Source organism: Pirellulales bacterium, from assembly GCA_036267355.1.
Taxonomy (GTDB): Bacteria; Planctomycetota; Planctomycetia; order Pirellulales; family DATAWG01; genus DATAWG01.
In genome coordinates this window covers 15,328-41,089 of record DATAWG010000079.1, presented here as the reverse complement: position 1 = coordinate 41,089, position 25,762 = coordinate 15,328, and the positions used below count along the sequence as shown (strand labels likewise).

The window sequence follows — 25,762 nt, the reverse complement described above, 5'->3', positions numbered from 1 at the left end:
GACACGGAGCCCTATCTCGGATGAAACTGCCCACCATTCATCGCACGCCGTGGTCGCTCGCCGAACGCCACAATTCGCAGCAACTGTTGCGGCGCGAATGGCTCGTGACCAACGGCCTCGGCGGCTACGCATCCGGCACCGTGTCGGGAATTTGCACTCGGCGATATCACGGGCTGCTCGTGGCCGCGCTGCAATCTCCCTTCGGCCGAATGATGATGTTCAACCATATCGCCGAAGAAATTTCCTTGCCGAACGGCACCCGAGCGATCCTCAGCGGCGATTCGCTTCACGATTCGACGTCGCCCGAGGCGGCGACGCTCGCCAGCTTCTCGCTCGAATTCGGCTTGCCTGTTTGGCACTACGAAGTCGAATCGCATGTGCTCGAGCGCCGCATCCTGCTCCCCTACCGCAGCAATACGGTGCATCTCACCTACAGGCTGCTGGAAGGAAACAAGCCGGTGCGACTGCGGTTGCGCCCGTGGCTTCACTTCCGGCCACATCACGAGCCGGTCGACATGCAGTCGGCTAAGCCTTATTCCGTGCTCGCGGCGGAAGGCCGCTACGAAATCAACTCGCCGAACCTGCCGCCATTGCGGATGCAACTCTGTGGTCATCCGGGCGTGTTGGTGCTCGATGGCGGACGGATGTCGGAAAGCGAATATGCCGTCGAGCGCGAACGCGGCTATGACGATCGGGAATCGCTCTGGTCGCCGGGCCATTTCGGAGCCGATCTTTCAGCCGGCAATCAGATCACGCTCATCGCGTCGAGCGAGTCGTGGGAGACGATCCTCGCCGTGCCGCCGGCGGCAGCGATCACCGCCGAAACCGAACGCCGCCAACGTCTGTTGGTCGGTGCCGATCCGCGAGCGCAGTCGGGCTTTGCCGCCGAGCTGGTCCTCGCGGCGGATCAATTCATCATCACCCCCACGACGCGACTCGCCGATGCCGTCCGCAGCCACGCCGCCGGCGATGAAATTCGCTCCGTGATCGCCGGATACCATTGGTTCACCGATTGGGGCCGCGACACGATGATCAGCCTCGAAGGGCTCACGCTCCGCACCGGCCGCCAAACCGAAGCGGGCTATATCCTGCGCACCTTCGCGCAATATGTCCGCGATGGACTGATCCCGAATCTATTTCCCGAAGGGGAAAAGGCGGGGTTATACCACACCGCCGATGCGACGCTCTGGTATTTCCACGCCCTCGACCGCTACCTGCAAGCCACCGGCGATCGGCCCACCTTGCAGCTGCTCATGCCGACGCTGAAAGACATCATTGCCCATCACCTCCGCGGAACGCGATTCGGCATCGGCATGGACCCTGACGATGGTCTGCTGCGCGAAGGCGAAATTGGTTACCAGCTCACGTGGATGGACGCCAAGATGGGCGACTGGGTGGTCACCCCGCGCCGTGGCAAGCCGGTCGAGATCAATGCCCTTTGGTACAACGCCCTGCGGCTGATGGCCGCCTGGCTCGGCGATATGGAAGAACGGGCCACGGCCGACGAAATGACGCGCCACGCCGATCGCGCTCGCGAATCGTTCAATCGGCGATTTTGGTGCGAGAATCGCGGCTGGTTATACGACGTGGTCGACGGCGAAAAGGGAGATGATCCGTCCATGCGGCCAAACCAGATCTTCGCGATTTCGCTTCCCAATCCGGTTCTCGACGATCGGCGCTGGAGGCCGGTGCTCGACGTCGTCGTGCAGAAATTGCTCACACCGATGGGCCTGCGCACTTTAGCCCCCGGCGAACCGGAATATCAGCCGCGCTACGACGGCGATTTGCGCGCCCGTGACGCAGCGTACCATCAGGGCACTGTTTGGGCTTGGCTGATGGGCCCGTTCATCGACGCTTGGCTAAAGGTCTATCCCGATCGCATTGCGACGGCGCGCGAATTCCTGACCGGCTTTTCCGCGCATTTGGGCGAAGCCTGCCTCGGCTCGATCAGCGAGATCTTCGACGCCGAAGCGCCGTACACCGCCCGCGGCTGCGCGGCGCAGGCGTGGAGCGTGGCGGAAGTGCTGCGCGCGGTGGTCCGCACCACCCCGATCGAGTTCGACATCGGACCCTCGAGCCCGCAACGCTGACAAGGAACCATCTGCGATTGCTTAGTGGGTGCGGATGGTGAAAAGCGTCGCCGTTTGGTTGCCCGTCCCTGGCTAACGCTGTGGGCTACGAGGTACGCCGCCAACCCGAACACTAGCCCGAAGCGTTAGCGAGGGACGGTCGCAGGCCCGATGTTACGTTCGTGCTGCCGCGTGTTGAGCGCCGCCAGGCAGCCGAAGTGCCCTTCAGCGATCGCTCTACGATCCACCGCGAATGCTTCCGGGGCGGGCGGTTCGGGCTTGCTCGATGATTTGCTTCAGTCGCACCACGCTCGGCCGGTTCGCCAGGGCCGGATTCATCTCGGCCGCGAGTTCGGCCACTTGATCGAGCACATGGGCGTTGGCAGGCAGCAGATTCGAATTGCGCAGCACGTCGGCCGCTTCGGCGGCGATGGCTGCCGTTTGCAACGGCAACGCACATTCGCGCCACGTCGCCACGAATTGCAGCCGGCTGATCGGCTGGCGGATATGCCGCGGCGCGTCGCCGACCGGGTCTCGCCACGACACCTCGACGAAGGCAACTTCCGTTGGCCCGTCCGGCTTCAGTTCCACTTCGTAGAGGGCTGTCGCGGCTTGACCCGATCGCAAATCTTCTTCGAGCGGTGCTCCCAGCAATCCGCCGCCGGCGCCGATTTCATGGCCGATCAGCCGATAACGGCTCACGGCCGCGGGATCGAAGGTCACTTTCATTTCCACGCTTGCCGCCACCACCTGCGACCGCCCGGCGAGCGTTTCGCTCAGGCGCTGAAACAATTCGTCGGGCGTGTTGGCCTGTCGCACCGCATGGCCGCCGATCTCGGCCAATTCGTCCCACTGCGGGCTAAGGGGCGGATCTTGAGCGAGGCCGATCATTTCCCATTTCGCGCCGCCGCCGACCGTTTTGTGGAGAAGATCGCGCAGCCGCGGCAACGAGCGATCGTCGATCGGCTCGAGACTATCGGCGACCAGCACCATTTTCTCGGCAACATTCTGGTCCACTCTCTCGTTCGCGCGTTGGCTCGCATTCGCGGGTGCTTTCGCATCGCTCGCCGATCGCAAGGAACCGGCTGCCAGCTCGATTCCGGCAGCCATGTCGGCCAACCCGTCGAGCGGCATGTAATTCTCAGCCGAACCGCTGACTGCCGAACCGGCCCAATGCGATTCATTCCACGTCGCGAGAAGCCGCTGCATCGCGGCTTGATCCCCATTCCGCAGCAACCACCTTGCGGCCGAATTGAATGCCACGATCGACACCCGATCGCGCGGCCCCATCTGCTCGGCCAATTGGCTCAGAGCCCGTTGCACTAGATCGGCTCGCCCCGATTCGCGCATCGCGGCGGAAGCGTCGAGCACCAATGTCAAATGCGTTTCATGCGCCGCGTCTCTCGGCAGCTTTGCGGCTTGAACGCCGATTTGCATCAGGCCCATGCCCGGCGGACCCCAGGGAGCCGGACCCGCAGCCGTTCGGATCCCGAGCGGACCGCTGCTGGGAAGCGGGAAGCCATAATCCATTGCAGCCAAAAAATCTTCGGCGTGCACTTGCGCCGGAGGAGGCAACCGCCCATGAGCCACCAACCGGCATGCAAGTTCATAGCTCGAAGTGCCCGTCCAAATCGGCACTCGGCTTTGCCGCAAAACGGGATTCAGCGACGGCACGACGAAAGGATGCCGCCCCCAACGCAACTCCGACAGCAGATCGTAGCCCGAAACGCGCGGCCCGCTCACCCCGCGAGCCAATGGCGCTTGCACGAGCCTCAAATTCGGCGGCAATTCCGCAACCGGCCCACCGAAGATGCTCTGCTGGCCGATCCACGGCATCTCGGCAACAGCCGGTGAATCGGCGGAACCGGCGGCATCCTCCGGATTCGCCGGTGTCGGCACGCCGCTTTCCGCGACAGTCGCGGCTGCCGGATTATTCGCTGCCGGATTATTCGCTGCCGGATCATTCGCTGCCGGATTATTCGCAACGGGATCATTCGATTGATATCTCGTCGGCAGCTTCGATGACGGAGGCCCGACCGCATCCGCCACTCGGGGCACGGCATGACCACCCGCGCTGCCCTTTGCCGTCAGATCGCCGGATTGCTGGCCTGCAAACTTTGCCGGCACGGCGTGCGATGGATTGAAATCCGCCGGTTGGCCAGTGCCGCCCGATTGTGCTTGACGATCGAGCGACGAACGATTTGCCTGATTCGTCTGCTGAGCCACCTTCCGATCGGTGCTAGACCAAATCGCGAGGCCGGTGACGATTGCCAACAACGACGCAGCGACCGCCCAGCCGATCAACCGCGCTCGCTGTACCTCCCAGCGCACCGCTCGATCGATCCGATGCCGCATCCCGCGCGGCAATTCGACGTCGCGCAGTTCGCCGTCGAGATCGGAATCCGAAAGCGAGCCGATCGCCCGCAGCCGATCGAGCGTTCCCTCGGGCAGGGGCACGGTGCGAATCAGGAAATCCAACTCGACATCTCCCGTCGCGGCAATTTCGCGCAGCCGAGGCAACAGCCCCGGCGGCAGCGCGACATTGCGCAACCGGCGATCGATCGAATTTGGCGTTTCATGTTCCGACACAGCAATACCTAACTAGCGTTGGGGTAGTGGGTTATGGACGCGAACGCCTTCATGTTGCGAACCCCTAACCCTATCCCCTGACCCTATCCTTTCATTGCACTGGCCCGCGCCAGTAACAGGTCTCTCAGCTTCGTCCGTGCTCGGCTCACGCGCGATAGCACGGTTCCCAACGGCACATCGAGCACCTCGGCCGCCTCTTGGTGCGTCAATTCGCCGACGACCACCAACAACAGCGTTTCCTTTAGTTCCGGGGCGATCGCATCCAACGCGCCTTGCATCTCGTCCGAATAATCGTTGGCCAACGGATCCACGCCCGGACCGCCCGGTTCAGCGATCCCTTCGATTTGCCGAAATCGCTGCGAACCGCGATGCCGCCAATGATCGACGACCCGCCGCCGCAGAATGGCTGCCAGCCACGCACGCTCACCACGGTCGGCCTGAAACAGCTTTCGGCTTTTCCAGGCGGAACGGAACGCCTCTTGAAGCAAGTCTTCAGCCTCATGCCGATCGCCGACCAGGCGATACGCCATCCGATACAGGGCCGGACCATGCTCCGCCACCCAGCGATTAAAATCGGCCTGTACCAGCGCCAAGGTCGCCGCTCCAGCCAAAAATTCTGCCTTGCCTGCGGATGGGCCGCCTGCCCACCTCGAGCGCCCGACATAGATTCGGAAGAAACCGCCCGAGTTATTCCACCGCGATCATCGCCCTACGGACAACCGCAACCACGCCGTAACCAGTGAATCAAGCATGGGTTATCGCAAGCCAAATGCTTGCCATCAGATAGGTTAACCCGCCGGCCGTCGACGAAGCAAGCACCGACCGCCGCGATTTGCGATTTTCGATGGCCCACGCCGATCGTATCGCGGCCATCAAAACAGAATCGGGGCCGACCTCGTGGGAGATCGGTCCCGATTCATGCGAGTGGTGTTTGCTTAGCTGCTCACGCGACTTACTGGCAGCAAAAGTCGTAGTCGCAATCGTAGGCACAGTCGCTGGTGAAGCCCCAAAAGTTCCAGTAGCAAATGTCGGTGAAGAATCCGCGGTCACAATGGTGGTCGTGATTGTGGTCGCAACCATGTTGCGGAGCCCGCGGCGGGTTTCCGCCCCACGTCACCGGGGTGGGCTTCGGGAGTACGACCAGGCCGTGTCCGCGCGACGGACCACCGAACGGCAGTTGGCCAAACACCTTGCCGCCGTTCTTCAGTCCTTCGAGCCGATAGGGCATCGTGGTGAAGATGGGTTTGATGGCCGGCTTGTTGATCAGTTTTGTAATCGTCTTGAAGTTCGTATTTCGATTCGAAGCGACGTTGGTTTGGCGATCGACGCCGCGGGCCGTGATTGCCCGACCGGCGCCACCCAGCGGGGCCTTGGCCTCGGCCGTCGCGGCCTGAAAGGCGAGCAATCCCACGAAACCCACCGCGGCGAGACTCATTGTAAAGCGGCTCATAACCCACCCATCCTTTCTAATGTGCAGCGTTTTTTGATTTGTTTTGGGTACGTCGTTGCTTCCCACACTCTGCATAGCGAGAAAGCGCGGCGGGTGTTACAGCCTCGCGGGCCAAATTCTCGGAATCGTCTAGCAGGCTGAAGTATCTGGCAGGAGCATGTCTTCGTGTGCCACAGGCGCGGCCATTGCAGGAGTTTTTGAAGATCTCGACACTGGCAGAGCCAGGGGGGCACATAAGAGCGACGGCTCCCCCCTAGGAATGCTTTGCAATCCCCGTCATCCGAGAAAGACAACACGGCGAGATTACTTCGCGGCCGCGCCGTCACCGGGCCCTGCTCCCGGCTGCTTTGCGAGCCAGGGGGCGACTTTTTCGAACCAGCGGGCGGCGTGCTCGCGCAGACCCCGGGCGCTGAAATGGACGCCGCGGCCATGCTGCTCGCGCAGCTCGCCTTTGAGGGCATCGGTGTCTGGGCCGAGCAGAGCGATGCCGTCGTCAGAAACCGCCTTTTGGGCCGCCCGGATTTCCGGCGACGATGGGTCGGCCGGGGTGTGATAGCTCGCTTGTGCGACGAACCATGGGGCGTCCCAACCGATCTCGCGGCGCGAATCCTTAATCAACTGTTCGAGATATTGCCGGTAGAGATCGCCCGGCAGCGTGCGGCTTGGATCGGCTTGATTGGCGTCGGATTCGCCTTGATGCCAAAGCACGGCGCGAAAACCGTGCGGGCCGAGTTGTTTCATCCGTGCGACGAACATGTCGAAGGCTCGGCCATCGCTTGCCCATTGGCCGCTGGAAAGTTTTTGCACCCGGCCGGTGAGCGTCGGCGGATTTGGAAATTTCGTGTTCTTGGGCAACCACTCGCGGATGCTCGTGGCTCCGATGCCGCAGGCCACGATCCCCACCGGCACTTTGAATTTCGCGCTGATTGAATCGCCAAATGGCGGCATGAAGCTGCCGCCGCCGCCACTTGCCCCCGGCTGCGGATCGTTGGCCGGTTGCCAGCGCGAACCGTCGAAGGCCGCCACGAGCCCGGTAAGCGATTTTTGGCGTTCTTCGCCATGATTTGCCGAGTTCGATTGCCCGGCGACGACGAACACTTCACCTACGCCGAAGTGGGCAACAGTGGCTTCCCCGAGAAGGGCGGGCGCTGCGGCGGTCGGCTCGTCGGCGGCTTTTCGAAATCGCACCTTGAGCGTGTACCAACCGCCCGCGGCCAATTGGATGCTTCCGCGGAACGTGCCGCTCGAGCCACCGTCTGGCTTGGCGAATTTCAACTGTGGACCGCGCGCCACGACGGTCCAGCCGGTGGATTTTCCGTTGTGCCCCACCGCCAACTCTGCCTTTGCTTCGACAAGGCCGGTCTTCGTGGGGCAAGTTCCCGCGATCCGAATGTTCGCGGATCCCCGCGCGTCGCGCTGCGCGATTTGCCAATCCAGTGGGGAATCCAAGGCCGCGGCCCGCGCAGAGCCGCATGGCACAAGCACGAGGACACCGGCAAGCGCGAAGCAAATGTTGCTAATCATGCGATTCGGTTGCTGAAGCTACGATATCGAATCTATAACTTACCACAACCACTTCCCATCGAGCGTTTTCAAACAAGGAATAACCAGATGATCCGAGCGAAGATCGTTGCAATCGGTTTGGGCTTCGCCTGCGTTCTCCTTGCGGCCAACGCACGGGCCCAGCATCTCTGGTGGAAATCGGCCGGTGAGCACGATACTTGCGTTTACGGCGAAATCACCGTGCTGGCGACGCATCCGGGCATTTATTATTGCGGCATTAACTGGCATCCTGGTGAGCCGGCCGGCGGCTATTGCGGCATTCAGCACAACAGCCCGACCGAACGGCGGACGATCTTCTCCATATGGGACACGACGCCCGAGCTGCATCCGCGCGTGACGGCGGCCGATCCGCAAACGAAATTCAATCGTTTCGGCGGCGAGGGCACAGGCGCCCACACGCACATGCTCTGGCCCTGGAAGCTCGACGAGACGTTTCAGTTCTTCGTGCAGAAATCGACGGGGCAGCATCCCGACACGACCGACGCCCGCTACTATGTCTACGATCGATCGCAGAAGAAATGGCTACACAGCGCGACGATCAATTGCCCGAATGGCGGCAAGAAGAGCGTCGCCACCATCGGCGGAGGCATGAATTCGTTTCTCGAAAACTTCACCGGGCAGGATCGCGGTGCACCGAAGCTGGCCATCTATCGGCTCTGGCTCGGCACCGGGCCGGGCGAATTGAAATGCCTTCGCCGAGCCGTCGGCGACGGCACGTGGGGCGAGCTTGACGATGCTTATTTCCTCGCGGCCGGCAGCGCCGCAGAGCTAGACACCACCTTCGCCAAACTCGAAAAGCAATACGGCAAGCCGGTGTACGGCGGGAAGGGCAAGACGCTCGAACCGATCTCCAACCGCCCGCTGTCTGCGAAACTGGTCGCGGAACTCAAAGGCGTTCCGAAGGCCGATCCGGTGGGCAAAGAAACGAAGCAGTGAAACCACGAATGACACGAAGGACGCGAATACGAAGAAAGAAGCGATTCGAGATTCGGTCAGATGGGCCGTGGTTCAAAGAAGCTCTAACGGACTCCCAATGCTGGCCGCGTTTCACGGGCGGCAAGCACGTATGCCAACACGGTTTCGCGTTCCTCGGGCGTCAGCTTGGCCTTGCGGGCCATCTTGGGCATGATTCGGCTGGCCCAATCCTGAGCCGCATAAGCATTGACCGGCTTCACGCCGTGGCATTTCGCACACCGCGTGACATAGATTGCGCGCCCAATTTCATATTCTGGCACATTCGCCGGATCCACGGCGATCTGACCGACCAGCGGCGCCAGTTGATCCACCGGCACCGAATGGCACCCGCCGACCGTCAGTAACAGGGCAGCGGCGGAATACACGGTCGCCGTCAACCGATGTCGTGCCGAATCGCCCATCAATGATCCTTCCTTGTCCCCGCGATAGCAGACCGCATCGCGGCGGAAGGATAGCGTAAAACCGTGATCGCCGGCAACGGGAATCGATCACTTATCCCGAAACAGCATCGGCGCGAACAGATACAGATCGTTTTTCCAGACCGGCCATTCGTGCTTGCCGCTGTCGATGTGCCAGACGTGGGCGATTTTCTGCTCGTCGAGCGAATCGTGCAGCGATTTGCTCGCTTCCATCAAGCGGTCTTGATCGCCGCACGAAAGCCACAGCAAGCGGAGTTGCCTGGCCGCCGTTGCGTCGGGGATCAGACCGGTTTGCTTGCCGTGAAGACCGGAGGAAAAACCGCCGATCCAGGCGAATGTGTCGAGATGCTTGAGGCCGATTCGCAGCGCCTGTCCACCGCCCATCGACAAGCCGGCGATCGCGCGATGCTCGGCATCCGCAATGGCCGGATAATGTGAGTCGACAAACGGGATGATGTCGTGCAGGAGATCGTCTTCGAAGGCATTGTTGCGGCCGCGGCCTTTTTCGGCAGGGGCCGGCTCGGCGCCCGGCTTGCGAGCGAAGCCGTTCGGCATGACGACGATCATCGGCACGAGCTTCTTGTCTGCATAGAGGTTATCGAGAATCACCGCGGCCGAGCCTTTTTTGAGCCAGCCGGTTTCATCGTCACCTGATCCGTGCAAGAGATAGAGCACCGGATATTTTTTGTCTTTCGAGTAGCCCGGCGGAGTGTAGATCACCAGCGGACGTTTCGAGCCGACGGTTTTGGAGTCGTATTCGATCGTGTCGATCTTGCCATGCTCGATGTTGTCGCGCGGTGTGTCGAATCCCTTTGGGGCCGGCGGCAGATCGCCGGGCGAGCCGGACGCCGAGACATCGGCCCGCGCGGAGATCGAGAGGAAGAGAACAAGCGTCGTGGCGAGCAGGGTCGTTTTCATAACGGTTTCCTCGGACATTGGAACATTGGTTGTGAGGAGGTAGGGGGATTAGGCTTCCGGCGGCGCGCAGCCTCGCTAATGCTTCGGGCTTGTGTGTGTGTGCGTGTGCGCTACCAGACTTGTACTCGGTCGGCCGGGGCGCGGTACATCGCGTCGCCAGGTTTGATGTCGAACGCATCGTAAAACGCTTGGATATTCGATAGCGGCACCAGCGTGCGAAATCGCGGCGGCGAATGCGGATCGGTCCGCAGACTGACTCGCAATTCCGCCGGCCGGCTCTCGCCTCGCCACACTTGGGCAAAGCCGATGAAAAAACGTTGCGGCCCGGTGAAGCCGTCGATCCGCGGCGCGGGCTTGCCCGCAAGCGCACGTTGGTAGGCGGCATAGGCGATCGTCACTCCGCCGAGATCGGCTAGATTTTCGCCGAGCGTCAGCCGGCCGTTGACATGCAGATCGTCGATGGCCACGCAGGCGTCGTATTGCTTGACGAGCTTTTCCGTCTTGGCGTTAAAGCGCTCGCGATCCTCGGTGGTCCACCAGTTTTTCAAGTTGCCTTCCGCGTCGGATCGGCTTCCCTGGTCGTCGAACCCGTGCGTGATCTCGTGTCCGATGACGGCGCCGATCGCGCCATAGTTTACGGCATCGTCGGCCGCGGCGTCGAAAAACGGCTGCTGCAAGATACCGGCCGGGAAGACGATTTCGTTCATCGTCGGATTGTAGTAAGCGTTGACGGTCGGCGGCGACATGCCCCACTCCGTGCGATCGACCCGTTTGCCGAGTTTCGACAGATCGTATTGCGAATCGAAGGCCCGCGCCCGCAGCACGTTTTCGACATACGAGTCGGTGCCGATTTGGAGCGACGAATAGTCGCGCCATTTGTCGGGATAGCCGATTTTCGTCATCACCGAGGCCAACTTCGCCAGGGCTTGCTCCTTGGTTTGCGGGCCCATCCAATCGACCGCTTCGATCCGCTGGCGATAAGCGGCGAGGACGTTTTTCACGAGCTGGTCCATGCGCTCTTTGGCGGACGGGGGAAAATGCTCGTCGACATAAAGCCGGCCGAGCGCTTCGCCCATCAGGCCATCGAGCGTGCCGATGGCGCGCTTCCATCGCGGCTGCATCTTTTTGGTGCCGCGCAAAATCTCGCTGTAGAAGTGAAAATTCTCCTGCTCGATCGCATCGCTCAGATATACCGCGGTGGAATGAATCAGGTGCCAGCGCAAATAGCTTTGCCAATCGGCGATCGGAATCGACGACAGCATGCCGTCGAGGGCTTCGAAGAATTCCGGTTGGCCGACCACCGCCTCCGATAGTTGCTCGAGTTCGATCGGCTTTAGATACAGCTTCCAATCGAGGCTCGGCGTGAGAGTGTTCAGCTCGGGGCGCGATTTCAAATTGTATTGCGCTTCTCGATCGCGGAGCTTGACGGGCGAGCGCGATGCCTTGGCCAGTTGTGTTTCGATGTTCGTAATCGCTTCCGCGGCGTTGGCGGCCGTCTCCGGCGAGTCGCCAAGGAGCATGAGCATGTTCGCTATGTGCGCCCGGTACTCGCCGCGCAGTTTCTTGAAATATTCGCTTTGGCCGAGGTAATAGTCGCGCTCGGGCAACCCCAGGCCGCCTTGCCGCAGGTACGCAACGTAGCGAATGCTTCGTTTTTCATCCTGATCGACGTAGAAGGCAAAGAGCGACGACAGGCCGCGGGCCCGCAGATGGCCGAGTTCGGCAACGAGATCGTTTCGGTCGTGGATCGCAGCGATTTTCTGCAATTCGCCTGCGAGCGGTTTGATGCCTTGTTGTTCGAGCTGTGCTTCGTCCATTGCGGTGTGGTAGAAATCGCGGAGTTTGCGGCGATTCGCGTCGAGCGGTTCGGACCGCTTGGAAAGCTCTTCGACGATGGCACGCAGTTCGACCAGATTTTCGTCGTGCAACTTTGCGAACGCTCCCCAGCGGCTGTATTCCGCGGGGATCGGATTGCGTTTGATCCAACCGCCATTGACGTATTCGAAGAAGTCTTGGCCGGGCTGAACCGACGTGTCGAAATTTGCCCGATCGATGCCGCTGGCTAGCGCCGGCTCGGTTGCCGACGATGAAGTGCCGGCGGCCAGAGAGAGAGCCAGGATGACCAGGAGAACGAATGGGCGCCGCAAGTGCATGGTTGCCTCTCGTTGCCAATAATCACGGACCATACCACAGGTTCTGCCCTGTGGACCGCCGTCGGGCTGGTCAAGCGTGAGTTTGACAAAGAAGCACCGGCAAAGCCAGTGGCAGGCGGGCGGTTTCCCGCCTTCGGATTGGGTCCCGCACGATTTTCCGACTGGAGACAGGGTGCCACCGGCAAGCGCAGCCTGCCAGTGCAGGAACTGCCGCGCGGCATCGCCACTGACAGACTGCGCTTGCCAGTGCCACACGACGGCGGATCAGTCGTGCCGGAGTGGCTGAAGCTTGACGACCGCGGTGGCCTGGTCTTCCCAGCGGAACCACCGCAGGCCATTGAACCATCCACTCTCTCGGTAGCCTGGCCAGCTCGAGGCGACGTCGCAAGGTTTGTATCCCGCCTTTTCGAACTTCACGTCGGACTGTCCGCCGCCACCGGCGTCGAATTGAACGAGGCCGCTGTTGTCGCTGGCGGCATACTTGGTTTCCGATTGGCACAGGACCGGCACGCCAAGGAAGGCACTCGGCTGCCACGCGTCGTGGCTTCCCGTGGCGTGAACACCGTCGATCGGATGGCCATCAATGGCATCGACCACCCGGAAGCGATCGACATTCATCTCCGTGCAACCGAAGCTAAGAAAGCACGAAGCCAAAAGCGCTGCGATTTTGATTGGCATGCCGAGTTCCTTGAAGAGACGCGAAGAGTAGCAATGCCGGAATATTGGGTCAACGTCGAGCCCGACAATACGACGATGACCGGGGCTGGCGATCGTGGGGATTGCTAGCAAGCGGCGTCACACGCTAAAGCGTGAACGCCAACCGTTGGAGTTCACGCTTTAGCGTGTTGGTCTGGCAAGCCAACGACAACGGTTTGGCCGATCGGATAGCCTCTGAAACGGTGCGAAAAACATGACGCTTTTTGCCCAAGCGGCAAACTTGCCGTTTCATATCGTCTGGCGGCGAATGGCACTGCCCTGGCCGCGGGGTTTGCCTAACCATCATCACTAGGCGCGGCCGATGCACAAGTAGGAGGCTCTACCTACGGATAGGATTGCCGCCCGAATATTTCAACCGCCATTCGGTCATTGGGGAGTTCGCCATGCTGAGCCGCGATGGATCGCGCTCGACACTGTATTTGCTTTTGGTAGGCGCGGTGTTGCTAGCATCTGCCCGCACCGCCCTGGCCCAAGCTGCTCCGCCCGCGGCGCCATTGCCGCCCGCAATCGACGATCGTGCTCCGACCGCTCCAAGCCTCGCGCCCACGCCGGGCAGCAACGTTCCGCCGTCGCCCACGGCGACTCCTTCGAATCCGGGGCAAAACACTCCGGCTTCGATGCCGGCGCCGCAAAACGCGCCGCCGCCCGACAACGGTTCGCTGCTGGCCTATAGCCTTGCCAGCGTGCCCGACATGATCGGCGATTCACCCTCGACGGGCCGTTACGCGATCGGCCTCTTGGGTCGCTATCCTGCTTCGATTCCGCTCGCGGGGGGCGACGGTTATGCCAAAATCGGCGATGACACCAGTCCCGTTCCCACCGACCGTGTCTTCTTCGACTACAACTATTTCGACCGCGCGGTGCAAACCGGCAGCGGGGCGTTCATTGGCCTGAACCGGTTTACGTTCGGCGTGGAAAAGACCTTTTTCGACGGCTGGTGCTCCATCGAAGTCGAGACGCCGATCGACACGGGTCTTAATGATACGCAATTCCTCGGCGGCCCAGCGGGCGCGAGCGAAGGCACGGTGTTCGGCAATATGGCGCTCACACTAAAATGCCTGATCTACCAAAGCGAAGGGCTGGCTGTGGCCGCCGGCTCCATGGTCGACCTGCCGACGGCGCCGAATGCGCGATTCGTCAACGATCCGGATTCGATAACCGTGCGGAACGATTCAGTCCACGTAGCGCCGTTCGTGGGATTTGCCTTCGCACCGAACTGCGATTTCTTCGCAATCGGCTTCGTGCAGGCTGATTTCGATACCAACGGCGACCCGGTCTATGAACATTTCCCGACCACGGATCCGTACCTCGGCCGCTTCCGCGATCCGAGCCTGCTGTATCTCGATCTCTCGACCGGTTATTGGCTGTTCCGGGATGAACCGGCGTGCGGACGATATCTGACGGGCATTGCCCCCGTGGTCGAACTGCACTACACCACGAACCTGCAAAATTATCGTGGCGTCGACGGTGCGATTCAACCTCTCTATGCCGGCACCGATTGCCTGAACCTGACCGCGGGCTTGCACTTTCAAATGGGCCCATGCTCGATGCTGACCCTGGCCGGGGTCGTGCCACTGACGGGCTCGGAGCGCGACCGAGAATTCGATTCGGAAGCGACCGCCCAATTCGATCGGCGATTCTAACAGCCCGCGGCGCGAGCAAGGGGATTTCGGCTCCCGAGCCCGCAGCGTGAGCAAGGGTGTGGTAAAGGCGGTCGGTGGCCGTCTCGCAAGGTCAGTGGGGCTGCCGGAAAGCCCGACCTACGCCTTCGCGCCAACCTCTCACATCACCGGCTGGGCAAGAAATCTTTCAGGACTTTTCAAAATTCCTGTCGGGCGCGGCCGTCGTTTCGCCATCTCCTTGTTGTAAGGACCTGCACTTCACGGCCGGCAAGCCGGATAGACGCTCCGCCACTCGCCGTCGTCGCGAGATCGAAAGCATCGAGATTTGCAACATGAGAGATCGCAGCCGGATCGGCAACATCCTGGATCGACACCATGATCGGCACTTTGGATCGGCACCCTGATCGAAGTCGTCGTGGCCGAAGGCATCCCTGAACGGCATCCGGTCCGCTCAGCAATTCGGCCGCAGCAATCTGGTCGGCGGCAGCGCGAGGCGCGGAAGCGCAAGCCGACGGCCCTCTTCGGAAACGGAGAGGGCCGTCGGTCGTTTTTTTGCGCCACGAAACTTGCGCCGCCGCGGAGCGGAGGCCTACGCAGACCGCGACCCCCGCGCGGAGGCGTCTCGGAAAGGGTGCGATTGCGGACCTATGAGCCGAATATACGAGGTTTTGTCTCCGAAACTCACCAACCAGCACACTAGCCCGAAGCGTCAGCGAGGAAGCCCCGCGATGGCGGCTTGATCTCGGTACGTGGAGGCACAGCAAGTCACCGGAACGATTTCACTCGGCGGTAAAATCCGCCATGGCGGCTTGGTCTCGCTACGTGGCGGCACAGCCGCATGCACCGTGGATTACGGTGTTAGCGAGGGCGAACTCCCCAACGGAGTCCACCGTCGCTAACGCTTCGGGCTACTGTTATGAGATTAAGTCTGGCCTGCTAAGCTCCGCGGACAACTTCGATCGAAATCCTCAGTTCACGAGCCCCGGCCGGTGCCTTGACCGCTTGCCGGTCGAGTTCTATTCTGCTGGATTGCCGATTGCGACTGGGGGCGGCCGCTCGCCGATTTTCAACGATCGCCATTTCACCATTCGGTTCCAACAACCTGCATCTCGCCATCCATCATGCCACGCATCATTGTCTTGGATACGCTTAGTCCCGACGGTTTGGCTCTGCTCGACGCCGCCAAGCCCAAGGGGATCGATTATGAAGTGCGCACTGGGCTGAAAGGCGACGCGCTACGCGAAGCGCTCGCGCAGTTCGAAGGGGCGATCTGCCGTAGCGGCGTGAAAATCACCGCCGACGCTTTGGCCGGCAATCATCGGCTCAAAGCGATCGTTCGCGCCGGCGTGGGCACCGACAATATCGATCGCGAAGCGGCCACGCGGCTCGGTATCGTCGTGATGAACACGCCCGCAGGCAACACCGTCAGCACCGCCGAACACACGCTGGCGATGATGCTGGCCATGTCGCGAAATATCGCCCCGGCATACCAAAGCCTGCTCGAGCACCGCTGGGACCGCAACAAATTCATGGGGGCCCAATTGGCCGGCAAAACGCTCGGCGTCGTCGGCCTGGGCCGGATCGGGCAAGCCGTCGCCAAACGGGCGCAGGCCTTCGAGATGCGCGTGCTCGGCTTCGATCCGTTTCTCTCGCGAGACCGCACGCAAGAATTGGGCGTCGAGCCGGCCGACGGCGTGCAGGCCATGCTTCCGGAGATCGATTATCTGACGGTCCACACTCCGCTCACCGAGGAAACTCGCAATCTCATCAGCCACGCCGAAATCGAACTTTTGCGGCCGACCGCGCGGCTCGTGAATTGTGCCCGCGGCGGAATCTACGATGAAGCGGCGCTTGCCGAGGCGTTGAAGGCAAAACGGATCGCGGGCGTGGCGCTCGATGTTTATGCCGCCGAGCCTTGCACCGATAACCCGCTGTTCGGCTTGCCCGGCGTGGTCTGCACTCCGCACCTCGGGGCGAGCACGGAAGAAGCACAAACCCAAGTGGCCGTTGAAGGGGTTGGCTTGCTGGTCGATTTCCTCACCACCGGCGCCGTGCGCCACGCGGTGAACATGAACCCGCTCGATCGGCAAACGCTCGAAAGCCTGCGCGGATATTTGAACGTCGCCCATCGGCTCGGCTTGCTGCTTTCCCAATGGGACCGTTCGGCGCCGAAGCGCTGCGTGTTGCACTATCGGGGCGAAGTGGCCGGCAAAAACACGAAACTGCTGACGGCCGCGTTCGCGGTCGGCTTGCTCGAAAATGCGCTCGAGGAAGAGGTCAATCTCGTCAACGCCGAATTGCTGCTCCGCGAACGGGGCATCGAGGTGGTCGAGCAATCACGGGCCGATCTCGGCGCTTTTAGCTCGCTAATTACCGTCGAATTGATCACCGCGTCGGGCAATCACCGCGCGGCCGGCACGATCCTGGGCCAAGATATGCCGCGGCTCGTGGAATTGGATCACCATCGGCTCGAAGCATTTTTGGACGGCGTCCTGCTGATCTTTACGCATCGCGATGTGCCGGGCATCATCGGTCGCGTGGGCACGATTTTCGGCCGGCAGCAGATCAACATCGCCCAAATGGCCGTCGGCCGAGCCGGCCCGGGCGGAGAGGCCGTCGGCGTGTTGAATCTCGACCAGGAGCCGTCGGCCGCCGCGCTCGCCGAAGTCACCGGCTCGCCCGACATCCGTAGCGCCACGGTGATCCGCCTTCCCGCCGCCGGTCAACTTCCGGCATGGATGCAGTGAACGATTGCCTTTTGCGCTCCCGTCGAAAAGATCCTCGCCGCGGCGAAATGCCGTGGCCGGATGGACCGTGGCGGCGCGATCTGAGGCGGCGGCTCTCGGCGTGGTATCGCCGCAATGCGCGTGATTTGCCGTGGCGCAAGAACGGCGATCCGTATCGCGTCTGGGTCAGCGAGATCATGCTGCAGCAGACGCAAGTGGCCACGGTGCGGGGCTACTTCGAGCGTTTCATGGCCGCGCTGCCGACGATTGATGCTTTGGCAGCCGCCGAGGAAGACTCCGTGCTGCGGCTCTGGGAAGGACTCGGCTACTACCGCCGGGCTCGGCAACTTCATCGAGCGGCCAAGATCGTCGTTGCCGAACACGGCGGCCGGTTTCCCTCGGATCCGCAACACGTGCGGCAATTGCCTGGCATTGGCCGTTACACCGCCGGCGCGATCCTGTCGATCGCATTCGACCTTCCGCATCCGATCTTGGAAGCCAACACGATCCGCCTGCTGAGCCGCCTGTTGGCTTATCGCGGCAGCACGCATTCGACCGCCGGCCAGCAATTGCTCTGGCACGCCGCGCAAACGCTTTTGCCCGCCCGCGGCGCCGGCACGTTCAATCAAGCGCAGATGGAGCTTGGAAGCCAAGTCTGCCGGCCGCGCGATCCCGATTGCCCGCATTGTCCGTTGGTCCGGCTGTGCCCGACATTCCGCGACAGCTTGCAAAGCAAAATTCCCGCCCCGCGCCCCAAGCCGCAGATCGAGGCGGTCCGCGAAGCGGCCGTGGTAATCCGCCGCCGCGGCAAGATTCTATTGATCCGCCGCGGCGCGCACGAACGCTGGGCCGGCCTATGGGATTTCCCGCGCGTCGTATGCGATTCGCCGGACGCTTCGCCGACGCCGGCCGAGTTGACGGCCAAAATCCGCGCCGCCACTGGCGTAGCCGCCGACAATTTCCAGCTACGAACGACACTCCGCCACGGCGTGACCCGCTTCCGCATCACGCTGGAATGCTACGAAGCCCGCGCCGCCGGCCCCGGCATGCGGAAGAAGCCGGCCCCGGAAATGCGCTGGATAACGCTCAGCGAACTTCCCGAGTACCCGCTCAATACCACCGGCCGCAAACTGGCTCGGCTACTGGCTTAGTTTCTTACGGTTGGACTTCGCTGCCAGATGCGGAGAAGTTTTGGAGCTCCGCGAGTGGCCCACTGGCTGTGCCAGTATCTTCGCGGGGGGAGTATGTCAACTCGCAGTTCACACTGGCAGAGCTAGCGGCACACGAACGCGGCCTTTGGCCGCAACCAACGTAGCAGGCACACTCCGTGTGCCGTCTGCCACGCACTGTGGGCAACGCACCGCGAAGCGCCGACGGCACACGGAGTGTGCCTGCTACAATTGAGCCGTCTCGCCGCGTTGCAAGGATTTCGAACGTTCGTTTTCTTACGAGCCTTAGATATCCGCGAGCTGTTCCCGTGAGTCTCCGAATTGGTCGAGGCGCACGCCGACTTTTTCGAGCATCGAGAGATATAGGCTGCACATCTTGCGGTTCGGCTTGCCGAGATAATCCAACACGCGGCCGGTTTTGATTTGCCCGCCCGCCCGGCCGAGCATTATCACCGGCAGTTGCTGATTGTCGTGGTTGCCGGTCATCATGCTCGAACAGTACAGCACCATCGAATTGTCCAGCAGCGTGCGATCGCCTTCCTTCACCTGGTCCATCTTCTCGGCAATATACGCCACCTGCTCGACGAAGAACCGGTTCACCTTCAGCCAGTCGGCCGAATCGGTGTGCGACAGTAAATGGTGGATCATGTAGTCGACTTTCAGATTCGGGAATCGCAGCGACGAATGGTCATTGTTCAGCTTCAACGTTGCGACTCGGGTCGTGTCGGTGCGGAAGGCGAGCACCAAAATATCGGCCATCAGGCGCATGTGCTGGTCGATGTCTTGCGGAATTCCGTCGGGAGGGCGCTTCATGTCGGGCTTGGCCAACGTCGGCCGCCAGCCTTGCAACCGCCGCTCCTTGCCGGCCTGATCGATGCGCTGCTCGACCTCGCGAACGCTCGACAGATATTCGTCGAGCCGGCGCTGGTCGGAGGTGCTGATCTTGCTACGCAGGCCCGTGGCTTCTTCGAGCACCGAGTCGAGCACGCTCTTGTCGGCCCGGCCGACGTCGTCGCGAAACAAGCGATCGAACGCCAAGGCGGGATACAGTTCGAGCGGCGTCGGCGTGGTGGGCGAGGTCCACGAGATGTGCGAACTGTAGATCATCGAATAATTCTTGTGCAGCGCGGCGATCGATTGCTCGCAGCCGAGCACGAGGCTGGGCACCTTGGTTTGCCCGACGAGCCGCTGGGCGACGATCTGGTCCATGCTCGTGCCCGAGCGAACTTCGCCGCCGCTGGCCAAATGCGCGCCGGTCAGCAAGTTGCCGGTTTGGCAGCTATGGATGCCGCCGATGAGGGCTTCGGCGTTGTAGAGCCCGCGGAGGAACGTGAGCTTTTCGCGATAAGGTTGGAGCGGCTCGAGCACCTTGCCCAATTCCATCTGCCGACCTTCGCCGCGAGCCCACCACTCTCGGCTATGAAAGCCATTGCCCGAAAAAATACACGCCAGCCGTACCGGGGGCTCCGAGGAACTGTTTTTCGCCGCTTCGTCGCCCCAAACCGGCAGCGACTCGAGCCACGGCAACGCCATCGAAACGCCGAGCCCGCGAAGCAACGCCCGCCGCGAAAATGGATAATGGATGCTGTTGGGCATGTTGAGCTCGCTATGGTTTGGTTGTTGGCTCTGTAGCGTCTGATTATCCAGCGATATGGATTCGATCCGTCGTTGTGTTATTGCGAACGGCGCTTCGGGCTCCCTTGCTAACGCTTCGGGCTCCCTCGCTAACGCTTCGGGCTAGTGTGGCCAGCGCCACAACTGGCCATCAACGCAAGCCCTCGCCCCCTCAGCCTCACCCTAATCTTCCTCGCTGCCGCGGATCAAGCGGAACTGCGGGCTGGCGACGATCTGCAACATTGCGGCCGAAATTCGCCCATCATTCTTGTTTATTGCTTCGATCATGGCGTCGATCACGGGAGCATCCGAGGGGGATGTCTCGCGTCCTAAAGCGTAGCCGAGAAGCCGGCGGCAAAACAACCGCATGACGACATCCCGCTTCTTCGTCAGTAGATAATGCCGCAAACCGTCGATCCCTTCGAATTCACTGCCGTCTTTAAGCTTGGCGTGGCAATCGATGGACACGCCGCCCGAATCCTTGTCGCGGAATCGGCCGATTGCGTCGTAATGCTCGAGCGCAAATCCGAGCGGATCGATTCGCCGGTGGCAAACCGCACACTCGGCAACCCTGGCGTGCTGCTCGACGAGCTGGCGGACCGAAAGCCCGTCGCTGCCAGATTCTTCTTCGCGGAGCTTGGGAACATTCGGCGGGGGCCGAGGGAGCTTTTCGCCAAGCAAGGTTTCTGAAACCCAATTGCCGCGTAGCGTCGGACTGGTGCGCGACGCACCCGATTCCGCGGCTTGCACGCTGGCCAGGCCGAGAATGCCGCCGCGGCCATATTTTTGCACGCCATCAACGAGCCGCCACTGCTGGCCCGACACGCCAGGAATGCCGTAGTGCTTGGCCAGCGTTTCGTTGAGATAGGTGTAGTCGGCATCGAGAATTCGCTCGAGCGGCCGATCATTTTGAAACAGGTCTTGAAAAAACAGGATCGATTCCTCGTAAATGGCCGAGCGGAGCGACGCGTCGAACATGGGAAACAGCCGCTCGTTCTTTTCTTTCAGGTCGTCGAATCCGCGAACGTGAATCCATTGCGTGCCGAATTCGATCGCCAGGGACCGCACCTGCGGTGATTTCAGCATCCGCAGGGTTTGTTCGGCGAGGATCCTGGGGTCGTGTAATTGGCCCGAAGCGGCGACTTGGCGCAGCGTTTCGTCGGGCATCGACGACCACAGAAAATAACTCAAGCGGCTGGCCAAATTCCAATCGTCGACCGGCTTCGGTTCCTTGCCGGGCGGAGCCGTTTCCAGATGAAACAGAAATGCCGGCGCGATCAGCACCCGGGCAAGCACGCCACGCATGGCGTCTTCATGCGAGACGTTTTTCTTTTTCCGCAACGATTGATACAAACTCAAAAGCTCGGTTCGCTCTTGCCCGGAAAGAGGGCGGCGGTACGCTCGTGCGGCAAAGTCCACGAGCAGATCGAGATGTTTCGCTTCCGACGCTTCCATTTCCCTTTGAAATGCCGCGGCCCGAGCGCGGAGCGGCTCGCGCATTGGCTCGAATTTCGGCACCAATCCGACCTGCGATGCAAAGCCCATGAACAGCGGAAAGCTTTCATTCTCCTTTTGTGCCTGCCGGCCGACGTATTTGAGTTCGAGCCACAATTGTTCCAGTCGCTGCTGCTGGCTTGGCTCGAGCATGAGCCGGCTCAGCGGTTCGTCTTCGCGGCAATACATGCAGAGCGTGATGCCGTCGGAGTCTTCCGGAACAATGCGACCAAAGCACAGCGCGGCGGGAAAAACGCGGCGAAATTCGTCGGACGCCTGCGCGCCGGTCTCGCGGCCGTTGCCTTGCTGGCTGCAAAGGATCGGCGCAGGCGCGAGCCCTTCGGCGCCTGCGGGCGGTTCGGCCAACGCTTGCGCCTGCACCAGCCGGTTGCCGGCGCTTGCGGGGTCGAGCTTGGCTTCGACGATGAATTCTCGATTCGCCACGAGCCGCGCCGGCAGCCGGATTTTTAGAACCGACGGCGATTCAGTCGTGAAAGCCGATTCGGGGATCGACTTCGAACCTTTCCGGCCAGTTCCCCAGCGCGAAGGATCGATGCCATAGGCTGTAGCGGACGCCGATGACGCGCCTTTGCGCTTTTCCAAAAGCGAATTTAATTTGCCGGCATCCACGAGCGGGCTAGCGGGCGAAACCAACGCGGCGAATAGAAGCGAGTCCGGCTTGCCATCGGCTGCGGGGGCTGGGCCCGTGAGGAGTTTTCGAACTTGCTCGGCCAGCCGCGTCCGCTCGGTCCGTGAATTGGGGCGGTCGAGCGAATCGCGCCATTTGGCCAAGATCGAATCTGCCGCCAATTGCATCTGCGGGGCGCGCGGGCTGTTGTCCCGCCCCTTGCAAAACCGCCAGACATTTTTGTTCCCCTGCCGATCCGCATGCGGATTGCCGTCGAGCACGTTGTCGGCAATGTCGGCCGAAAGATTCCACGTGCGATGCTTGCCGTCGAGCTCCGTGATCGTGAGATCGACGAGCGTCGTGTCGCAAAAATGATTGTGCTCGCGGGCTGCGACTGCCAGGCAGATAATATCGTCAGACCGCACTTGCGTTTCCAGCGGTTGGATTGTCGCCGCCTTGCCGTCGTCGAATTCTCCGCCGACCAGTTTTTGGCGCTGGGTCGCATGCTGCGTGTCCAACCACCATGCCACGCCGTTGCCGCACCCCGCATGGGCATCGGCCACGATGGCCTCGATGCGCACGCGCCCTTCGAGCGGGCTACGCCACGCCACGGCGACATATTCATCGGGCGATGGATGCACGACCACTTTGTGTCCGGGAATTCGGCCGGGCACATTCACCGTGCGATCGGCGGAGTTGGAAAGCAAGATCGGCAGCGTGTCGGGCGTTTTGCTGCCCCACCCGCTGACCGACGGCGGTTCGGTGCGCCCCGGCATTTTCACTTCCAGCAATTCCAGCGGCCCGGGCGCGTCGCGGCTGACGCCGGCCACATCGATCCAGCGCTGGAGCCGTTTGGCGTCGAGCGAGTTCTTCTTGGCAATCGATTCGACGGAATCGGCCGGGCCGCCATCGTGCCATTCGGCCGCCGCCGCCAGATACTCGCTCGTGTCGCCGAACATTTCCCCCAGCGCGCCATCCATTGCCTCGGCGACGGCCGCGACATCGCGCAGGGCAAGCGGTGGCTGGCGGTCGGCCTCGAAGCGAGCCTTGTCCCAAATCACGAGCGGTTGCACGCCCGAATCAGATTTGCCGTCGGGCTCCGCAGCGGCCACCGTGCGAGCGGAGAGATACAGCATGATCTCCTGCGGCGAATTGCCGTTCCGTGCCGGAGGCGGCCGGAGCTTGATGCGAAATTCTTGCGTGTCGTTCACCACGCGCCTGGGAGTTTGATACGGCTCGTAGATGCAAGCCGCCTTGTCGCTCAAGGTCCAGGCAGTTTTCTGCCAGCGTTCGATGCGTTCGGCAATCGCCCCGGCATCGCCGACGCCCGCCGATTTCCAATGCTTGCGAATATCGTCGAGCACGAGCGACGGCCGAGAATCGGCGAGCGCGTGCCATAAGATTTCGAGATATTTCGCGCTCAGATGATCCTGCCGTGCGACCTCGGCAAACGACTTCGTCCCCGCGGCGAATTCAATCCGATATCGGAGGGTCGCCGCGAGATAACGCCGCAGCGGAATGCGGCCATCGGCCTCGATGAACTGGTCATAGAATTGGTGCAGCGCCAGCAGCGATTCGTCGATCCAATCGTGCTGGTGTGACGACGGGGAGAAGCGAAATCCGTCGGGCAGCATCACGGCATGGTCGGCAATGCTCTTCGCCGCGGCGAGATACTTGTCGACCAATGCCGACGACATCGAAAGCGCTTCAGCGGCATTGGTAAAGCCTTCGCCCGCCGCCCCGTCGGCGGGAAACTCGCGCGCGGGCTGAAGATCGACGCCGGTCAAATCGCGGACCGTGCAATTATATTCGGCATTGCTCAGCCGCCGCAGGGCGACACGGCCTGGATCGCCGGCCCGAGCTCGGGCCTCCAGATCCAGCCAACGGCGGGTCCAATCGATGAGCCATTTTCGTTCGGCGTCGGTCGGCTGTCGTCTTCCCTTGGGAGGCATTTCGCCCGCATCCAGCATTTCGACGACCGATTGCCAGGGCTTCAAATCGGTCCGGGCCACGTCGATGGAAGCGAACCGCTCGAGATCCAGCTCCCCTTTCTTTTCCTTCACGGAATGGCAAGCGAGGCAATAGGTGGCCAGCAGCGGCCGCACCCGTTTGGCAAACAGCGGCGCGACTTCGGCATTCGGCAGCCCGACGAGCGATTCGAGGGGTGCGAGAACGGCGGCTTGTTGCCCGGCGCCGGGGCTCACGGCGGCCGCTGCCTCGGCCCGAACCGCCGGCCGCCACGCCGCCAGAAGCAGCAACACCAAGGGGGCGCAACATCGCAACGGCTTCGTCATCGGGGGACGCTTGTAAGCGTTCGAGAGGCTAGGGGTGGGAATAAAAGGAGGGCAGGATGGCGAGCGAATCGCTAACCACTGCTTCCCAATATACAGACTACCACTGCAATCCGCGAACGAATTCGGCCCGTCCCACTTCAATCATCCAGCGCTTTGACGCGGATATCCTTGAAATACGTCTTGCTGCCGGGGTCGTGGCCTTGCAGGGCGAAAGTGCCGTGGTGCAGATAGCGGCCGGGATGGCCCTTCGGCGGCTTGAAACCTTCCGGTTCGGTCCAGTCGCATACCGTCGTGCCGTCGATCTTCAGCACGACGTGTTTTCCTTCGACGATGATGTCGTACTCAAACCATTTGTTGTCGACGTGATGCGGGTCGCGGATGTCTTTCACATCATACAGGCTGCCGGTTTTCTTCCAGTCGCTGTGCGTTGCATTCACCTGGGCCTCGAAGCCGTCGTCGGGCCAGCCCGCTTTTTGATACTTCGTGTGGAAATAGATTCCCGAATTCGCGTGCGGGAACGTCATTACCATCGCCTTCAGATGGAAATTCTTCCAATCGTGGTTATGCACCGGGCCGACATAAAATATATGCGACGGGCCAGGACCGTGGACCTCGATCACGCCATCTTCGGCCTTCCACGACGCGGCGTTGTTGCCCACCTTCCAGCCGTCGAGCGTCTTGCCGTCGAACAGGCTGTAGTAGCCCTCCTTGTCGGGCTTCGGTTCGTCGGACGCCTTGGCTTCGTCGGCGGAATAGACGTTGTGGGCAACCAGCAGAATCGCGCCGGCGGCAAGGCCTGCGAAAAGCTTGGACGTGAATCTCATCGTCGGCTCCGAGCGGGAAATAAGGAGGGGAGGATTTCGCGGCGGACTGGAAGCACGCGCAACGGCGAAATGGATGGCCTACTGCGCGTGGCCCCCTCCGATTGCGGTTTCGTCCGATGGGATCTCGATTGGGGTTCAATGCGATTGCATCCGCGGTCGTTGAGCGCAGCATACCGGATTGATTCGGCAGTCGAATTCTTCCTGGGGCCGTCTTCGCCAAGCCATTCTTTTGCGCATTCCGTGCGCCCGACCCGTCGTCTACCCATGCCTGGGCAAGCAATGGGTGTAGTTGCGCGGGCGCGATCTCGCGAAGTCGGCGCGATCGGCGAGCGTGGCTATTATTCACCAACCGTTTCCCACCCGCAACTGCCGGCCACATTTTTCCTGGATTTTTTAGCACTTGCGAAACTCGGCCCGTGCGGCGAAGGTACTGTTTTGCAGCGGAACGGTTACTGCCGAGCGAGCGAGCGCGAATCGCTTCGCCGATTGCAGCGGTCAATTGCCCGGCTTGGATCATTTATTTTCTGGAGGTTGTCAC

The 25,762-nt window shown here is 61.6% G+C and carries 16 protein-coding genes; 5 read left to right on the top strand and 11 right to left on the bottom strand.

Annotated features, from left to right (window positions below; translation table 11 throughout):
• Positions 1-20 precede the first annotated feature (20 nt).
• Positions 21-2,090 carry an amylo-alpha-1,6-glucosidase gene (locus VHX65_12610; GenBank protein ID HEX3999385.1) on the top strand — a complete coding sequence of 690 codons (2,070 nt, stop codon included), beginning with the start codon at positions 21-23 and terminating at the stop codon, positions 2,088-2,090.
• Between the two features lie 216 nt (positions 2,091-2,306).
• On the opposite strand, the gene VHX65_12605 is transcribed toward VHX65_12610, so the two are convergent.
• From VHX65_12605 to VHX65_12590, 4 genes are all read right to left on the bottom strand, one after another.
• On the bottom strand, positions 2,307-4,658 hold the full coding sequence (locus tag VHX65_12605) for a hypothetical protein (GenBank protein HEX3999384.1): 2,352 nt from the start codon (positions 4,656-4,658) through the stop codon (positions 2,307-2,309).
• An 83-nt stretch (positions 4,659-4,741) separates the two neighbouring features.
• Positions 4,742-5,251 carry an RNA polymerase sigma factor gene (locus VHX65_12600; protein HEX3999383.1) on the bottom strand — a complete coding sequence of 170 codons (510 nt, stop codon included), beginning with the start codon at positions 5,249-5,251 and terminating at the stop codon, positions 4,742-4,744.
• 359 nt (positions 5,252-5,610) lie between these two features.
• The gene (locus VHX65_12595) at positions 5,611-6,108 is read right to left on the bottom strand and encodes a hypothetical protein (GenBank protein HEX3999382.1); all 498 of its coding nucleotides are present in this window, start codon (positions 6,106-6,108) and stop codon (positions 5,611-5,613) included.
• 303 nt (positions 6,109-6,411) lie between these two features.
• On the bottom strand, positions 6,412-7,632 hold the full coding sequence (locus tag VHX65_12590; protein HEX3999381.1) for a sialate O-acetylesterase: 1,221 nt from the start codon (positions 7,630-7,632) through the stop codon (positions 6,412-6,414).
• Positions 7,633-7,719: 87 nt separating this feature from the next.
• On the opposite strand from VHX65_12590, the gene VHX65_12585 reads away from it, so the two are divergent.
• Positions 7,720-8,607, top strand: a complete 888-nt coding sequence (locus VHX65_12585) for a DUF3472 domain-containing protein (protein ID HEX3999380.1) — start codon at positions 7,720-7,722, stop codon at positions 8,605-8,607.
• An 83-nt stretch (positions 8,608-8,690) separates the two neighbouring features.
• On the opposite strand, the gene VHX65_12580 is transcribed toward VHX65_12585, so the two are convergent.
• The 4 genes from VHX65_12580 to VHX65_12565 all read right to left on the bottom strand — a co-directional run bounded on the left by VHX65_12580 (position 8,691) and on the right by VHX65_12565 (position 12,814).
• Complete coding sequence (locus VHX65_12580) at positions 8,691-9,047, bottom strand: cytochrome c (GenBank protein HEX3999379.1); 357 nt, start codon at positions 9,045-9,047, stop codon at positions 8,691-8,693.
• Between the two features lie 87 nt (positions 9,048-9,134).
• Positions 9,135-9,983 carry an alpha/beta hydrolase-fold protein gene (locus VHX65_12575; protein HEX3999378.1) on the bottom strand — a complete coding sequence of 283 codons (849 nt, stop codon included), beginning with the start codon at positions 9,981-9,983 and terminating at the stop codon, positions 9,135-9,137.
• Between the two features lie 110 nt (positions 9,984-10,093).
• Entirely contained in the window at positions 10,094-12,136 is a 2,043-nt protein-coding gene (locus VHX65_12570; protein ID HEX3999377.1) for a M13 family metallopeptidase, read from the bottom strand.
• 264 nt (positions 12,137-12,400) lie between these two features.
• Positions 12,401-12,814, bottom strand: coding sequence for a hypothetical protein (locus VHX65_12565; protein HEX3999376.1), 414 nt, complete (start codon positions 12,812-12,814; stop codon positions 12,401-12,403).
• A 422-nt stretch (positions 12,815-13,236) separates the two neighbouring features.
• On the opposite strand from VHX65_12565, the gene VHX65_12560 reads away from it, so the two are divergent.
• From VHX65_12560 to mutY, 3 genes are all read left to right on the top strand, one after another.
• Positions 13,237-14,496, top strand: a complete 1,260-nt coding sequence (locus tag VHX65_12560) for a hypothetical protein (protein ID HEX3999375.1) — start codon at positions 13,237-13,239, stop codon at positions 14,494-14,496.
• Positions 14,497-15,596: 1,100 nt separating this feature from the next.
• Complete coding sequence (gene serA / locus VHX65_12555) at positions 15,597-17,222, top strand: phosphoglycerate dehydrogenase (protein HEX3999374.1); 1,626 nt, start codon at positions 15,597-15,599, stop codon at positions 17,220-17,222.
• Positions 17,223-17,233: 11 nt separating this feature from the next.
• Positions 17,234-18,352 carry an A/G-specific adenine glycosylase gene (mutY, locus tag VHX65_12550; protein HEX3999373.1) on the top strand — a complete coding sequence of 373 codons (1,119 nt, stop codon included), beginning with the start codon at positions 17,234-17,236 and terminating at the stop codon, positions 18,350-18,352.
• A 303-nt stretch (positions 18,353-18,655) separates the two neighbouring features.
• On the opposite strand, the gene VHX65_12545 is transcribed toward mutY, so the two are convergent.
• The 3 genes from VHX65_12545 to VHX65_12535 all read right to left on the bottom strand — a co-directional run bounded on the left by VHX65_12545 (position 18,656) and on the right by VHX65_12535 (position 25,224).
• Positions 18,656-19,966: a DUF1552 domain-containing protein gene (locus VHX65_12545; protein HEX3999372.1), complete on the bottom strand. Its 1,311-nt coding sequence runs from the start codon at positions 19,964-19,966 to the stop codon at positions 18,656-18,658.
• A 201-nt stretch (positions 19,967-20,167) separates the two neighbouring features.
• Positions 20,168-24,400, bottom strand: coding sequence for a DUF1592 domain-containing protein (locus VHX65_12540; protein HEX3999371.1), 4,233 nt, complete (start codon positions 24,398-24,400; stop codon positions 20,168-20,170).
• Positions 24,401-24,537: 137 nt separating this feature from the next.
• The gene (locus VHX65_12535) at positions 24,538-25,224 is read right to left on the bottom strand and encodes a DUF1080 domain-containing protein (protein HEX3999370.1); all 687 of its coding nucleotides are present in this window, start codon (positions 25,222-25,224) and stop codon (positions 24,538-24,540) included.
• Positions 25,225-25,762 lie beyond the last annotated feature (538 nt).

Bases quoted from the DNA above. Each gene is read 5' to 3' on its own strand.
- VHX65_12610 (HEX3999385.1), top strand. From the start codon at position 21: ATGAAACTGCCCACCATTCATCGCACGCCGTGGTCGCTCGCCGAACGC.
- VHX65_12580 (HEX3999379.1), bottom strand. From the start codon at position 9,047: ATGGGCGATTCGGCACGACATCGGTTGACGGCGACCGTGTATTCCGCC.
- VHX65_12595 (HEX3999382.1), bottom strand. From the start codon at position 6,108: ATGAGCCGCTTTACAATGAGTCTCGCCGCGGTGGGTTTCGTGGGATTG.
- VHX65_12570 (HEX3999377.1), bottom strand. From the start codon at position 12,136: ATGCACTTGCGGCGCCCATTCGTTCTCCTGGTCATCCTGGCTCTCTCT.
- VHX65_12560 (HEX3999375.1), top strand. From the start codon at position 13,237: ATGCTGAGCCGCGATGGATCGCGCTCGACACTGTATTTGCTTTTGGTA.
- VHX65_12590 (HEX3999381.1), bottom strand. From the start codon at position 7,632: ATGATTAGCAACATTTGCTTCGCGCTTGCCGGTGTCCTCGTGCTTGTG.
- VHX65_12565 (HEX3999376.1), bottom strand. From the start codon at position 12,814: ATGCCAATCAAAATCGCAGCGCTTTTGGCTTCGTGCTTTCTTAGCTTC.
- serA (HEX3999374.1), top strand. From the start codon at position 15,597: ATGCCACGCATCATTGTCTTGGATACGCTTAGTCCCGACGGTTTGGCT.
- VHX65_12535 (HEX3999370.1), bottom strand. From the start codon at position 25,224: ATGAGATTCACGTCCAAGCTTTTCGCAGGCCTTGCCGCCGGCGCGATT.
- VHX65_12575 (HEX3999378.1), bottom strand. From the start codon at position 9,983: ATGAAAACGACCCTGCTCGCCACGACGCTTGTTCTCTTCCTCTCGATC.
- VHX65_12545 (HEX3999372.1), bottom strand. From the start codon at position 19,966: ATGCCCAACAGCATCCATTATCCATTTTCGCGGCGGGCGTTGCTTCGC.
- VHX65_12585 (HEX3999380.1), top strand. From the start codon at position 7,720: ATGATCCGAGCGAAGATCGTTGCAATCGGTTTGGGCTTCGCCTGCGTT.
- VHX65_12540 (HEX3999371.1), bottom strand. From the start codon at position 24,400: ATGACGAAGCCGTTGCGATGTTGCGCCCCCTTGGTGTTGCTGCTTCTG.